Annotated in this window: 12 protein-coding genes, 1 tRNA gene and 1 pseudogene; 4 read left to right on the forward strand and 10 right to left on the reverse strand. The window is 72.8% G+C overall.

Features of this window, described 5'->3' with window-relative positions:
• Positions 1-171 precede the first annotated feature (171 nt).
• Entirely contained in the window at positions 172-525 is a 354-nt protein-coding gene (locus ACLQ20_RS06100; RefSeq protein WP_327029614.1) for a PadR family transcriptional regulator, read from the forward strand.
• Positions 522-1439: a hypothetical protein gene (locus ACLQ20_RS06105; protein WP_425854483.1), complete on the forward strand. Its 918-nt coding sequence runs from the start codon at positions 522-524 to the stop codon at positions 1437-1439. The genes ACLQ20_RS06100 and ACLQ20_RS06105 overlap by 4 nt, the downstream gene beginning before the upstream one ends.
• 266 nt (positions 1440-1705) lie before the next feature.
• Here ACLQ20_RS06105 and ACLQ20_RS06110 read toward each other — a convergent pair.
• Positions 1706-1789 (reverse strand) — tRNA-Tyr (locus tag ACLQ20_RS06110).
• Between the two features lie 148 nt (positions 1790-1937).
• Between ACLQ20_RS06110 and ACLQ20_RS06115 the strand changes: the two genes are divergently transcribed.
• Positions 1938-2432 carry a YajQ family cyclic di-GMP-binding protein gene (locus ACLQ20_RS06115; RefSeq protein ID WP_089003198.1) on the forward strand — a complete coding sequence of 165 codons (495 nt, stop codon included), beginning with the start codon at positions 1938-1940 and terminating at the stop codon, positions 2430-2432.
• 55 nt (positions 2433-2487) lie between these two features.
• On the opposite strand, the gene ACLQ20_RS06120 is transcribed toward ACLQ20_RS06115, so the two are convergent.
• From ACLQ20_RS06120 to ACLQ20_RS06155, 8 genes are all read right to left on the reverse strand, one after another.
• Positions 2488-3747, reverse strand: a complete 1260-nt coding sequence (locus ACLQ20_RS06120; RefSeq protein WP_425854485.1) for an MFS transporter — start codon at positions 3745-3747, stop codon at positions 2488-2490.
• Between the two features lie 142 nt (positions 3748-3889).
• Entirely contained in the window at positions 3890-4765 is an 876-nt protein-coding gene (htpX, locus tag ACLQ20_RS06125) for a zinc metalloprotease HtpX (protein ID WP_425854486.1), read from the reverse strand.
• Positions 4766-4934: 169 nt separating this feature from the next.
• Positions 4935-6461: an NADH-quinone oxidoreductase subunit N gene (locus ACLQ20_RS06130; protein WP_425854488.1), complete on the reverse strand. Its 1527-nt coding sequence runs from the start codon at positions 6459-6461 to the stop codon at positions 4935-4937.
• A gap of 120 nt (positions 6462-6581) precedes the next feature.
• Positions 6582-8087 (reverse strand): complex I subunit 4 family protein, encoded by a 1506-nt coding sequence (locus ACLQ20_RS06135; protein WP_425854489.1) that lies wholly within the window; start codon positions 8085-8087, stop codon positions 6582-6584.
• Positions 8084-10015, reverse strand: coding sequence for an NADH-quinone oxidoreductase subunit L (locus ACLQ20_RS06140; protein WP_425854491.1), 1932 nt, complete (start codon positions 10013-10015; stop codon positions 8084-8086). The genes ACLQ20_RS06135 and ACLQ20_RS06140 overlap by 4 nt, the downstream gene beginning before the upstream one ends.
• On the reverse strand, positions 10012-10440 hold the full coding sequence (gene nuoK / locus ACLQ20_RS06145) for an NADH-quinone oxidoreductase subunit NuoK (protein ID WP_425854493.1): 429 nt from the start codon (positions 10438-10440) through the stop codon (positions 10012-10014). Before nuoK ends, ACLQ20_RS06140 begins: the two co-directional genes overlap by 4 nt.
• Positions 10437-11048, reverse strand: a complete 612-nt coding sequence (locus ACLQ20_RS06150) for an NADH-quinone oxidoreductase subunit J family protein (RefSeq protein ID WP_151453800.1) — start codon at positions 11046-11048, stop codon at positions 10437-10439. The genes nuoK and ACLQ20_RS06150 overlap by 4 nt, the downstream gene beginning before the upstream one ends.
• A complete protein-coding gene (locus tag ACLQ20_RS06155; protein WP_425854496.1) occupies positions 11045-11671 on the reverse strand; it encodes a NuoI/complex I 23 kDa subunit family protein in 627 nt (208 codons plus the stop codon). The genes ACLQ20_RS06150 and ACLQ20_RS06155 overlap by 4 nt, the downstream gene beginning before the upstream one ends.
• Positions 11672-11765: 94 nt before the next feature.
• Here ACLQ20_RS06155 and ACLQ20_RS06160 point away from each other — a divergent pair.
• Positions 11766-12152: pseudogene (locus ACLQ20_RS06160) on the forward strand (Uma2 family endonuclease); the annotation flags it as partial.
• Positions 12153-12268: 116 nt separating this feature from the next.
• Here the strand turns inward: ACLQ20_RS06160 and ACLQ20_RS06165 are convergent.
• Positions 12269-12706 carry an ester cyclase gene (locus tag ACLQ20_RS06165; protein ID WP_425854498.1) on the reverse strand — a complete coding sequence of 146 codons (438 nt, stop codon included), beginning with the start codon at positions 12704-12706 and terminating at the stop codon, positions 12269-12271.
• Positions 12707-12818: the final 112 nt, after the last annotated feature.

Here is a 12818-nt window from a genome sequence, read left to right on the forward strand (position 1 = left end):
GTGTGAGGTGGTGTCCCACTGCGGCCCGCAGTGCGTGCTGGTCACGACTTTCGGGTGCACCCACAGGACTCGCGCCCAGCTTCGAGCGACAAACGTCAACTACTCCACGTAGCCGCCGTCGCGCTCATCGAGTCTTGACCTATACGTCGATCATCTGCTTATGTCGACGGCATGACTGGTTCCTTCGCGGCGATGCGCGAACCCACCTACTTCATCTTGGCCGCGTTGCAGGACGAACCCTTGCACGGCTACGCGATCGTCAAGCGGGCGCAGGAGTTGTCCGACGGGCGGGTGCGCCTCACGACGGGCACCCTCTACGCCGCTCTGGACCGGCTCACCCGTGAAGAGATGGTGCGGGTGGCCGAGGAAGCGGTGGTCAACGGCCGCGCCCGCCGCACCTACGAGCTCACCCAGCTAGGTATGTCCGCACTGCGTGCGGAAGCAGAGCGGATGGCTGCGGCGGCCAGCGTCGTTCGTGACCGTTCCGTCCGCTCGACGTCTGCGGCTTGGGTGGTGCCGGCATGACTGAACTGGAGCGCCGCTACCGGTGGCTACTGCGGGCCTACCCCCGCGCCTACCAGCAGTATCGCGCCGACGAGATGCTCGAAACCCTGCTCGCCACGGCTGACGACGAGCGGCAGCGGCCGCACCTTCGAGAAGCGGCGGCGCTCGTGGTCGGAGGGCTACGCGCCCGCACCGGTGTCGACCGTCTCGGCTCGCGATCAGCGCTGGGATACTCCGCGCTGCGACTGTCCGCGCTGTCCCTGCTCGTGTACGGCATGACGCTCTGGGCCGGGGGTCCGATCTCATTCTTGGTGACGACGCTGTCGGATGGCCCATACAAACCCGACACGTGGTGGTTCATGCTCATCGTCATTCCGACGGTGCTGGCCATCGCGCTTTTCGCTACGGCGTGGGGCAGCTACCGACTGGCATTCGCTGCGACAATATTGACCGTGGCCGCGCAACTCTGGTCGGCAAATTGGTTTACCCAATCGCTTTGGTCGGTTTATAGCCTCCAGAGCGCGATTGCTCCCAAGTTTTGGCCAGCGCTGCTGGCTTCGCTGGCCTTGCTGCCACTGCTCCGCGCACACCGAACGCCCGTGACCAAACCATGGGCCTGGCCCGTCCTCGGGGCACTGGCAGTCGTCGCTTTGACGCCGAGCCCGATCAACGGCTGGTCGGACGCACCGCTTATGTCCCTGTACGCGTTCGCCGCACTGGCCGTCATCGCCGCGCCCATCGATGCACGGATGCCCATCGTCGCCTCGGTGCTCCTCCTGGCGCCAGCCTTGGCGCAAGCCACCTACCAGCTCTATTTCAAACAAGCAGGGTGGGAACTGGACATCTCCATCACCACGATCCTTATCCTCACGGCGGTCATGGTGATCACGCTTGCAGCCGGCACAATCGCGGGCCGCCGCCAAGCCCGCATGTAGACACGGAAGCTCCCCCGCCACCCACTTCTCGTGGATAGCCGGAAGCCGAGCCGGCTGCGGGACTGCTCGTCCAGATCGTGCAGCCAGTCGGTGATCGCGGCGAACGACGACGCGTCGCCAGGACCGCCCGACCGGTCACGTACGCCCTCAGCGCCATGATCGACCTGCCCGCGATCTGCCTACAACGAGTCGCAACGGGCTGGATTCAGCCGGACGACAACGGCCCCCGATCAGCATTCCTGCTGGTCGGGGGCCGTTGGTGCTCCTGGTGGCGGGTAGAGGATTCGAACCTCTGTAGCTTTCGCGACGGATTTACAGTCCGCTCCCATTGGCCGCTCGGGCAACCCGCCAGGGCACCCCACCGCGTCGTAACGCGGCAGCGGAAGCAAGGATAGCGGCTCACCCCGGCATCGGCGCAACCGGGTACCGTCAGGGGGTCGTACCGCTGGTCAGCGGGGGACGAAGGACCACAGACCGCCGGACAGCAGGAGCATGAGCATGGCAGCGAACCCGTCGTTCGACATCGTGAGCAAGGTCGACCGCCAGGAGGTCGACAACGCTCTCCGTCAGGCGGAGAAGGAGCTCGCGACGCGGTTCGACTTCCGGGGCACCGGCGCCGAGATCTCCTGGTCGGGCGAGGAGGCGATCAGCCTCCAGGCGGAGACCGAGGAGCGGGTGCGGGCGGCACTGGAGGTCTTCAAGGAGAAGGTGATCAAGCGGAACATCTCGCTGAAGTCGCTGGACGCCGGTGACCCGCGCTCGTCCGGCAAGATCTTCAAGATCGACTGCAAGGTGATCCAGGGCATCGACTCGGACAAGGCCAAGGCGATCAGCAAGAAGATCCGCGACGAGGGCCCGAAGGGCGTCCAGGCCCAGATCCAGGGCGACCAGCTCCGCGTCACCGGCAAGAAGAGGGACGACCTCCAGGCCGTCATCGCGCTGCTCAAGGGCGAGGACTTCGGCGTCGCCCTCCAGTTCACCAACTACCGCTGACGATGACCGGTCGGCCCCGCCGCGGTGGGGCCGACCGGGTCAGAACCCGTAGGCGTCAGGCCGGCAGCAGCTCCTCGGTGCGTACCGCCGTGGTCTCCGCGCGGGAGATGGGCCCGGCCGGCAGGGCCGCGACCCCGGCCCCGACGGCGACCGCGGCCCCGGCGAAGACGAACGCCCAGGGCACCCCGCCGCCGTGGTCGACGATCAGGCCAGCCCCCGCGCCGCCGGCGGCGCTGGCCCCCACCGACATGGTCACCACCCAGGTGTACGCCTCGTTCAGCATGCTGGTCGGGGAGATCCGGCCGACCAGGGTGTTCTCCAGGGTGAGCGCGGGCGCGATCATGGCGCCCCCGATCACCAGGGCGGTGCCCAGCGCCACCGGCGTGGGCATCACCGCGAAGACGGCGAAGCTGGCGGCCACGCCGCCGAGCAGCAGCGAGAACTGCCGGGTCATGTTCCGGGCCGGCTTGCGGACGCCGAACCAGAAACCGCCCACGGCGCTGCCGACGCCCCAGACGGCCAGCAGCACGCCGGCGAGGCTGTCGGGGTCGTCGGACGTGTAGGCGGTGGCGAACGCCGGCACGGTCACGCCGGCCGCGCCGAAGGCGATGCCCAGGCTGGCGACGCAGAGCAGCAGTGCCGGGAAGCCGGGCACGCGCAGCGGGCCGAGCCCTCTGGTCTGGTGCTCGCGCGGGTGCGGCTGCCAGCCGCGCATGACCCGGCCGAGGGCCACCGCCATGGTGCCGACCAGGGTCACCACGGCTGAGCCGACCAGGGCGGCACCGGCGTCGGCGAACAGGATGAAGCCGGCGACCAGCAGCGGACCGAGCACGAAGACGATCTCGAAGAGGGTGGTCTCGGCGGCGAGGGCGGTGTTGCGCAGGTGCCACCGGCCGGACGACGGCGAGGTCAGCTCGTTCCAGGCGCCCCGGATCGCGGCGGTCAGCGGCGGGTAGGTGGCGCCGGCGATTCCGGAGGCCACGAAGACCAGCGTCAGGCTGCCGGCGTCGGAGCGGGCGGACCAGAGCAGGCCGAGCAGGGCGAACGGGTGGGCGACGGCGGTGCCGACGAGCACCGGGGTGGGACCGATCCGATCGGCGATCCGGCCGGCCACGGGGCTGAGCGCGGCGCCGGAGAGGGCGTAGATGCCCCCGGCGACGGCCGCCAGCGAGTAGCGGCCGGTGACCTGCTCGACGACCAGCAGCAGCGCCAGCGGCGTCATGCCGATCCCGAGCCTGCCGACGATGCCGGTGAGCAGCAGCATCGGCGCTCCGGGGATCCGCCAGACGCCCAGGTACTGGCGCAGTGCGGCCACGGTCGACCTCCAGGGAATGTAACGAGCGGGGAACCTTTCGACCCTAACGCCGCCGGAGGCGTGGAAGGAACGGTTAACGCGCTCACACGGCGTTCCGCCCGTGTCCGGGAGACCGGACACGGGCGGAAAGGTGATCAGCGCCTCAGCGCTGGAACTGCACGGGGCCGCTGTTCGCGGCCATCCGCTCCAGCCGGGCGACCCGCTCCTCCATCTTGGGGTGGGTGGAGAAGAGCGCCGCCACGCCGCCGCCCTTGAACGGGTTGGCGATCATCAGGTGGGCGGTGCTGGTGAGCTGCCCCTGGGCCGGCAGCGGCCGGCGCTGGGCACCCATGTGGATCTTCCGCAGGGCGCTGGCCAGGGCCAGCGGGTCCTTCGTGAGCCTGGCTCCGGAGGCGTCCGCCTGGAACTCCCGGCTGCGGCTGATCGCGAGCTGGATGACGGTGGCCGCGATCGGCCCCAGGATGATGGTGAGCAGCAGCACGGCCGGGTTCGGGGAGTCCTCGTCGTCGCCCCCGCCCAGCGGGATGAACCAGGCGATGTTCGCCAGCATGGTGATGATGCCGGCCAGACCGGCCGCCACGCTGGAGATGAGGATGTCCCGGTTGTAGACGTGCGACAGCTCGTGCCCGATCACGCCCCGCAGCTCCCGGTAGTCGAGGATCTCGGTGATCCCCTGGGTGACGCAGACGGCCGCGTGCTGCGGGTTCCGCCCGGTGGCGAACGCGTTGGGCTGCGACGTCGGGCTCACGTAGAGGCGCGGCATCGGCTGCCCGGCCTCGGTGGCCAGTTCGCGCACCATCCGGTACAGCTCGGGGAACTGTGCCTCGCTGACCGGTTGCGCCCGCATCGAGCGCAGCGCGAGCTTGTCGGAGTAGAAGTAGGTGACGCCGTTCATGAGCAGCGAGACGACGACGGCGATGACCAGGCCGCCACTGCCGCCGAACCAGTAGCCCACCGCCAGGATCAGCGACGTGAGCAGGCCGAGCAGCGCGGCGGTCTTCAGACGGTTGTGGTGCACGATCACTCCTTCGGTGCAGCACGGATCGCTCGGGATCCGCTGACCGGTTCAACAACCCGGTACCCGCCAACCATCCGTCTCATGGCTGTGAGTTGCCTGAGATGTCCGAAGTGCCCGTCGGGACTGAAGCCCCCGAAGACGGGAAGACCGTCCGACGCGAACCGTCGCGTCAGCGGGCGGCGACGTCGAGCACGAGCTGCGGGGCGAAGCCGAGCACCAGCGCCGCCGCCGTTGCCACGGCCAGCACCACGCCGACCGTCCGGGCCCGCACGGGGGCCACGTGGGCCACGGCCGAGACGCCAGCGGATCCGACGCCCGGCGCGGCAGCCCCGCCCACCGGCCCCTCGGCCGGCGCGGCCCACAGGGCGGCGGTGAGACGCAGGTAGTAGGCCAGGCCGATCACCGCGTTCACGGCCACCACCACGGCCAGCCAGCCCGCGCCGCCGTCCAGCAGCGAACGGACCACGGTCACCTTCGCGAAGAGGCCGGCCAGGCCCGGCGGCAGGCCGGCGAGCCCGATCAGCGCCAGCCCGAGCGCCGCCGCCCGCCACGGGTGGCGCCGGGCCGCCCCACGCAGGTCGTCGACCGTGCCGCCGTCCGCGCCCGCCGGGCGCAACGCCACCACGGCCGCGAAGGCCGCCAGTTCCAGCACCACGAAGAAGACGGCGTACGCCACAGCGGCCGCGTACGCGGCGGTGCGGGCGTCGGCGGTGCGCCCGGCGGTCAGCGCCAGCGCGCCGAGCGGGGCGAGGATGTAGCCGGCCTGGGCGACCGAGGACCAGGCGAGCAGCCGGACCGTACGCCGCTGGCGCAGCGCCACCAGGTTGCCGACGGTCATCGTCAGCACCGCGAGCAGGGCGAGCACCGGGCCGGTCACGTCGGCGGGCAGCGCGTGCTGCACCACGGCGAGCAGCGCCACCACGCCGCCCAGCTTGGAGGCAGTGGACAGGTACGCCGCCACCGGCAGCGGCGCGCCGTCGTAGGCGGCCGGCGCCCAGGCGTGGAACGGCACCGCCGCCACCTTGAACGCCAGCCCCAGCACCACCAGCGCCACGGCGGCGGTGGTCAGGGGCAGGTCGAGCAGGTCCGTGCGGTCGGCGAGGATCGCGCCGATCCGGCCCAGGTGCAGCCCGCCGGTGGCCGCGTAGAGCAGCGCCGCCCCGAGCAGCGTCAGCGTGGTGGCGACCACGCTGACCACGAAGAAGGTGACGGCCGCCTCGGCGCTGGCCAGGCTGTCCCGGCGCAGCCCCACGAGGACGTAGAGCGGGAGGGTGAGCGTCTCCAGCGCCACGATCAGGGTGATCAGGTCGCTGGCCGCGCCGAGCACCACGCCGCCCGTCATCGAGCAGGCGAGCAGGAAGCAGTACTCCCCCGCCGGCGACTGCCCCGCCCGCAGCAACGGGCCGGACAGCGCGAGCACGCCGAGGGTCAGCAGGGCGACGACGACGGCGACCAGTGCGGCCCGGCCGCCGAAGACGTACGAGCAGTCGGGGCCGACGCAGAACGTCCGCCGCTCGCTCCCGGCGCCGACCAGGGCCGCGCCGAGCGCCGTGGCCGCCGCGCCGACCGCGGCCGTGGCCAACGTGACCCGGGCGCGGGCCACCAGCAGGTCGGCGAGCAGCACCAGCACGGCCGTGCCGGCGGCCAGGTACGCCGGGAGCAGCGCCACGTTGTCGACGCTCTGCACCACGCTCATGCCGGCACTCCGCTCCGCTGCGTGCCGTCATGAGACATCAGCGCACAAAGCCCGATGATTCGCTCGCTCCGCTCGCTCATGCCGATATCCCGTCACGTCCGTACCGCCGACCCGGATCGCTCACCGCAGCACCTCCACGAGGGCGTCGACGGGGGCCTCGGCGACGCCGAGCACCAGGGTCGGGGCCAGGCCGACCGCGAGGGCGAGCAGCACCAGCGGCGCCCACGCGAGCAGTTCCGCGCCGGCCAGGCCGGGGGTCAGCCGTCCGACCGCCGGGCTGGGCCGCCCGTGCGTCACCCGCCGCAACAGCCGCAGCAGGTACGCGGCGGTGAGCGCCCCGCCGATCGCCGCCAGCACGCCCAGGGTGGTCCAGAGCGCCCCGCCGACCTCGACGGCGGCGACCACGGCGAACGCCTCGCCCCAGAAGCCGGCCAGCCCGGGCAGGCCGAGCGAGGCGACGGCGGCGAAGCCGAGCAGCCCGGCGAGCCGGGGGGCGGTCTCCCGCAGCCCGGACAGCTCGTCCAGCGACCCGGTGTGCGTACGGTCCTTGACCGCGCCGGCGAGGAAGAAGAGCAGGCCGGTGATCACCCCGTGCGCGACGTTGCCGATCAGGGCCGCCTGGATGCCGGTGGTGGTGAGCGTGGCGACCCCGAGCAGCACGAAGCCCATGTGCCCGACGCTGGAGTACGCGATCAGCCGCTTCAGCTCCCGCTGCGCGAGGCAGACCAGCGACCCGACGAGGATCGCCGCGACCGCCAGCACGCCGAGCACCGGGGCGGCCCAGCGGGCGCCCTCGGGGGCCACCCCGACCGCGATCCGGACCAGCCCGTACGTGCCCATCTTGAGCAGCACCCCGGCGAGGACGACGCTGCCGACGGTGGGCGCCTGCGTGTGCGCGTCGGGCAGCCAGGAGTGCAGCGGCCAGAGCGGGCTCTTCACCGCGAAGGCCAGCGCCAGCAGCGTGAACGCCGCGAGCTGGGTGCCCCGGGACAGGCCCGTGCCGCCCGTGAGCGCCACCACGTCGGCCGTCCCGGCGGCGGCCACCACCACGAACACGCCGACCAGCAGCAGCACCGAGCCGAACAGCGTGTAGAGGGCGAACTTGCGGGCCGCCCGCCGCCGGTCCGCGCCGCCCCAGCCGGCGATGATCGCGTACATGGGGAGCAGGACGACCTCGAAGAAGACGAAGAAGAGCACGAGGTCGAGGGCAAGGAAGGTGCCGAGGATGCCGACCTCGACGACCAGCAGTAGGGCCACCAGGGCCCGCCCGCTGCCGCCGTCGGGCACCTTCCACAGGGTGTAGGCGCAGCAGAGCAGGGTGAGCAGGGCGGTCAGCACGACCAGCGGCCAGGAGATGCCGTCCACGCCGAGGTGGAAGCGTAGGTCGAGGCCGGGCACCCAGGGCAGGTCGAGCCGGTGCCAGGGGCGCACGGCGGGGGTGTCGGCCGCGTAGCTGGTCCAGCCGCGGTCGCCGAGGAAGAGCAGCGCGGCGGCCACCAGGGTCAGCGCGGCGACGACCGTGCCGACCGCCCGGGCCGCCCGGTCCCGGGGCGTCGCCGCCACCGCGAGCGCACCGAGCGCCGGCAGCGCCAGCACCGCCACCAGCAGGAACTCCCCCAACCTCATGCGGCCACTCCGATCACGACGGCCGCCAGGCCGATCAGCAGCGCCCCGGCGAGCACGCCGGCCGCCGCGCGCGGCAGCGCCGCGCGGTGCAGCGACGCCAGGCCGCCGCCGAGGCCGAGCGCGGCCCGGCCGCTGCCCTCGACCGCGCCGTCCACCACCACCTCGTCGGCGGTACGCGTGGCGCGGGCCAGCGCCTTCGCCGGGCGTACGACCAGGGCACGCTGGACGTCGTCGAGCCGGAACGCGGCGGCGAAGACCGGCCGCAGCGGACCCAGCGCGGTCGCCGGGTCGGCGGCCGGGTCCCGCCGCCAGCGCAGCCAGGCCAGCCCCGCCCCGACGACCAGCAGCGCCAGCGGCAGCAGCAACTCCGGGCCGACGTGGATCAGCAGATGCTCCGGCGCGCTGGCGGTGGGCGTGAGCAGCAGCCGGCGGGCGAATGCCCAGTCGAAGCCGGCGAGGCCGAGCAGGGCGGCCGGCACGGCGAGCAGCAGCACCGGCCAGCGCATCACCGCGGGCGGGTCGTGCGGGTGCGCCAGCGGCATCCGCGTCTCGCCGAAGAAGGTGCGCAGCAGCAGTCGGGTGGCGTACCAGGCGGTGACCGCGACGCCGACCAGCCCGGCCAGCCAGACCAGCCAGCCGACCCAGGCCGGGGCCGGACCGGTGCCGTGCAGGGCGGCGTCCTGGGCGACGGTGAGCACGCCGTCCTTGCTCCAGAAGCCCGACAGCGGCGGCACCCCGGCCAGCGCCCCGAGCCCGATCACCGTGCACCAGAAGGTGACCGGCATGCTGCGGCGCAGCCCGCCCATGCGGGACATCAGCGTGGTGCCGACGGCGTGGATCACCGCGCCGGCGGCGAGGAACAGCAGCGCCTTGAACGCGGCGTGGGTGAGCAGATGGAACAGGGCGGCCGGGGTGGAGCCGACCGCCAGCGCGCCCGTCATGTAGCCGATCTGCGAGACCGTCGACCAGGCCAGCACGCGCTTGAGGTCGTCCTGGGCGGTGGCGGCGAACGCGCCGAGCAGCAGGGTGACCGAGGCCATGACGCCGAGCACGGCCAGCGCGGTCGGCGTCACCTCGAACAGCGGGTAGAGCCGGGTGACGGCGTACACGCCGGCGGCGACCATGGTTGCGGCGTGGATCAGCGCCGAGATCGGCGTCGGACCGGCCATCGCGTCCGGCAGCCAGGTGTGCAGCGGGAACTGGGCGCTCTTGCCGGCCACCCCGGCGAGCAGCAGCAGGCAGGCGGCGGTCAGCGTACCGGTGGCGTGGTCGTGGGCGAGCACGTCGGCGATCCGGAAGCTGCCGGCCGAGACGCCGAGCAGCGCGATGCCGAGCAGGAAGCCGACGTCGCCGACCCGGGTCACCAGGAACGCCTTCATGGCGGCGGCCGGCGCCTCGGGCAGCCGGCGGTCGTGGGCGATGAGCAGGTAGGAGCAGATGCCCATCACCTCCCAGCCGACCAGCAGCAGGATCAGGTCCCCGGCGACCACCACCAGCAGCATGGCGGCGGTGAAGAGGCTGATCTGCGCCGCGTACGGCGGGTAGCGGTGGTCGGTGTCGACGTCGTCGTGCGGGCCCCGGCGCAGGTAGCCGACCGAGTAGACCTGCACGGCCAAGGCCACCGCGGCGACCGCGACGGCGACCAGCGCGGCGGCGGAGTCCAGCCGTATCCCGAGGCTCACGGTCAGCCCGCCCAGGTCCACCCAGGTGGTGGACGCCTCGGCGGGCCGGTCGAGGGTGACCAGCAGGGCGACGGCGAGCGCCAGCGCCCCGGCCGCCCCGGCCACGCCGAGCGCGATCGCCACCCGCCGGGCCGGGCCCCCGTCCGTCCCGGCGTCGCGCGGCGCCGGCGGCAGCAGCAGGCCGAGCAGTCCCGCCACCAGCGGTACGGCCGGCAGCAGCGCGCCGAGCAGGGTGGTCGTGCTCACCGCTCCCCCTCCGGGCGCTCGGCGGACCCGGGCCGGGCATCCGTCCCGGCAGCGGCGCCCGGGTCGGCCCCGGCAGTGGCGCCGACCGTGACCGGCTCGGCCAGAGGCGCGCCGGGCAGAGGCTCGGTCAGCGGCACCTCGTCGACGGCGACGGTGGCCCGCAGCCGGTAGAGCTGGAGCACGATCGCCAGGCCCACCCCGATCTCGGCGGCGGCCAGCACGATCACGAAGAGCGCGAAGACCTGCCCGCCGTGCGGCAGTTGCGTGCGCACGGTGGTGTCGGCGGTGACCAGGATCAGGTTGACCGCGTTCAGCATCAGCTCGACGGCCATCAGCACCAGCACCGCGTTGCGCCGGCGCAGCACGCCGTAGACGCCGAGGCCGAACAGCAGCGCGGCGGTGACGTACGGGATGACGGGTCTCACCGCGACCGCCTGCCGTCGTCGTGCGGCTCCGCGCCTGCGACGGCCCTGCCCGACCGGTCGGCGCGGGACCTGCCCGCGTCGGGCCGGTCGGCGGGTGGGTCCCCGGCCCTCGGCCGGCCGATGTCGGGTCGGGAGATCACGATGGCGCCGACCAGGGCGGACAGCAGCAGCACCGAGAGCACCTCGAAGGGCAGCACCCAGCTACGGAAGATCTGGTCGCCCAGGCGTTCCGCGGTGCCCGCGTCGGGCAGCTCCACGGCCGTCCAGCGGTACGCGTCCACCAGCAGGGCGGCCAGCCCGAGCCCGGTGCCGCCGCCGATCAGCGCCGCCGCCCAGCCCGGCCGGTCCAGGTCGTCGGAGGCGCCGATCGGGGCGCGGGTGAGCATCACCGCGAAGAGCAGCAGCACGACCACCGCGCCGACGTAGATCAGCACCTGCACCCAGGCCACCAGCTCGGCGGTGAGCACCAGGTACATCCCGGCCAGCGCACCGAGGCAGAGCACCAGGTAGAGGCCGGCGCGCACCAGGTGCCGGGTCGCCACCACCAGCACCCCCGAACCGACCGCCAGCGCGCCGAGGGCGAGCAGCAGCACGTCCGCACCGGTCATGCGCCGGCCTCGGGCTCGGGGCGTACGGCCGGGGCGGCGGGACGGGCGGCGGGCGCGGCGGGGACCGCGGCCTTGCGCGCGGCGGCGGTCTCCTCCTTCGCCGGCTCACCGTTCGGGTCGTGCGCGGGCGGCGGCGGCACGGTGGCCATCCACTGCCCGAGGTGGTCCTTGTCGTGCAGCAGGTCCTTGATGTCGTACTCGGAGTATTCGAACTCCGGCGACCAGTAGAGGGCGTCGAAGGGGCAGACCTCCACGCAGATGCCGCAGTACATGCAGAGCGAGAAGTCGATGTCGAACTTGTCGAGCACGTTGCGCTGGCGGGGGCGGGCGGCGCCGGGCACCGCCACCTCCTCCTTGTGCGAGTCGATGTAGATGCACCAGTCCGGACACTCCCGGGCGCACAGCATGCAGACCGTGCAGTTCTCCTCCAGCAGCGCGATCACCCCGCGCGAGCGGGGCGGCAACTCGGGGGCGACGTCCGGGTACTGCTGGGTGGTCGAGCGGCGGGTCATCGTCTTCAACGTGACCGCGAGCCCCTTCACCAGGCCCGCGCCGGGCAGGCCACGGTCTCCGCCGGCGCCGCCCGGCTCGCTGCGCTCGCTGCGGTCGGTCATGTCGACCATCCTGCCCTGTGGCCGCGGCGCGCGCGACCACCCCCCGAGGTCTGCCGGCGGTACGGTGAGGCGGGGAGAACGACGCATCGGAAAGGACCAACCGATGACCGCCGCGCTGCAGAGCGACTACCCGCCCGAGGGCGGGTGGACGACGGACGATCTGGACGCGCTGCCCGAGGACGGCCACCGCCGCGAACTGCTCGATGGAGTGCTGATCGTGATCCCCTCCCCCACAAGGATCCACCAGACCATCGCCATGCGGCTCGGCGTTGCGCTGGAAGAGGACTGCCCTGAGGACTACGACGTCACCCAGAGCGTCGAGGTACGCATCAGCCGCACCCGCTCGTTCATCCCCGACGTCCTGGTGACCACCTCGACCGCCGCACGCCGCCACCCGTCGAAGTACGAACCGCACGAGGTGGTGCTCGCCGTGGAGATCGTCTCGCCGAGTACGCAGTCGATCGACCGGGTGCTCAAGCCCGCGCTCTACGCACAGGCCGGCATCCCGTATTTCTGGCGGATCGAGGTGGAGGGGAGCGCACTGGTCGTGGACGAAGTTCATCGACACTGGCGAGCCGTTCCCGGTCAACCTGCCGCTCAGCCGGATCACGCCCCGGTTCCTCTGACGCCTCCCTCCAGCGCCGGCGGCAGCATCTCGACGCCGAGCTGCTGGAGGAGCTGGAACAGCTCGTTGCAGCTCCACACGTCGATGATCCGGCCCGCGTCGTCGAAGCGCAGGAAGCTCGCCCCCGAGTAGCTGACCACCTGCCCGGTCGGCGGCACCGGACCGAACTGGCCGGCGTGGGTGCCGGCCGCCCGCCAGTGCACCGCCACCCGGTCCCCGGCGGCCACCACGTCCACGAGCTTGTAGCGCAGGTCGGGGAAGGCGGCGCGGCGCTCCCGGTGCCACGCCAGCGTCGCCTCCGGGCCGGCCCCGCCCAGCCCCGGGCACTCCGGCGACACCAGTTCGTACGCCGACTCCTCCCGCGCGCCGTTCCACACGTCGGCGATGAAGCGTCGGGCCGCCGCCTCCACATCGGTCATCGCGGCAGCCTAACCGGCCACCGGGGCCGGCCGACCGGTCCCGGCGCGCCACCTCCGGCCTCGACCCGCCGCCTTCGGACTCGGCGCGCCCGGCAGCGGAGGCCAGCACACC

The organism is Micromonospora sp. DT46 (assembly GCF_049841735.1).
Lineage (GTDB): Bacteria > Actinomycetota > Actinomycetes > Mycobacteriales > Micromonosporaceae > Micromonospora > Micromonospora reichwaldensis.

Excerpts from the sequence above, each read along its gene's own strand:
- ACLQ20_RS06100 (WP_327029614.1), top strand. The coding sequence starts at position 172 with ATGACTGGTTCCTTCGCGGCGATGCGCGAACCCACCTACTTCATCTTG.
- ACLQ20_RS06105 (WP_425854483.1), top strand. The coding sequence starts at position 522 with ATGACTGAACTGGAGCGCCGCTACCGGTGGCTACTGCGGGCCTACCCC.
- ACLQ20_RS06115 (WP_089003198.1), top strand. The coding sequence starts at position 1,938 with ATGGCAGCGAACCCGTCGTTCGACATCGTGAGCAAGGTCGACCGCCAG.
- ACLQ20_RS06130 (WP_425854488.1), bottom strand. The coding sequence starts at position 6,461 with ATGAGCGTGGTGCAGAGCGTCGACAACGTGGCGCTGCTCCCGGCGTAC.
- ACLQ20_RS06135 (WP_425854489.1), bottom strand. The coding sequence starts at position 8,087 with ATGAGGTTGGGGGAGTTCCTGCTGGTGGCGGTGCTGGCGCTGCCGGCG.
- ACLQ20_RS06150 (WP_151453800.1), bottom strand. The coding sequence starts at position 11,048 with ATGACCGGTGCGGACGTGCTGCTGCTCGCCCTCGGCGCGCTGGCGGTC.
- ACLQ20_RS06155 (WP_425854496.1), bottom strand. The coding sequence starts at position 11,671 with ATGGTCGACATGACCGACCGCAGCGAGCGCAGCGAGCCGGGCGGCGCC.
- ACLQ20_RS06165 (WP_425854498.1), bottom strand. The coding sequence starts at position 12,706 with ATGACCGATGTGGAGGCGGCGGCCCGACGCTTCATCGCCGACGTGTGG.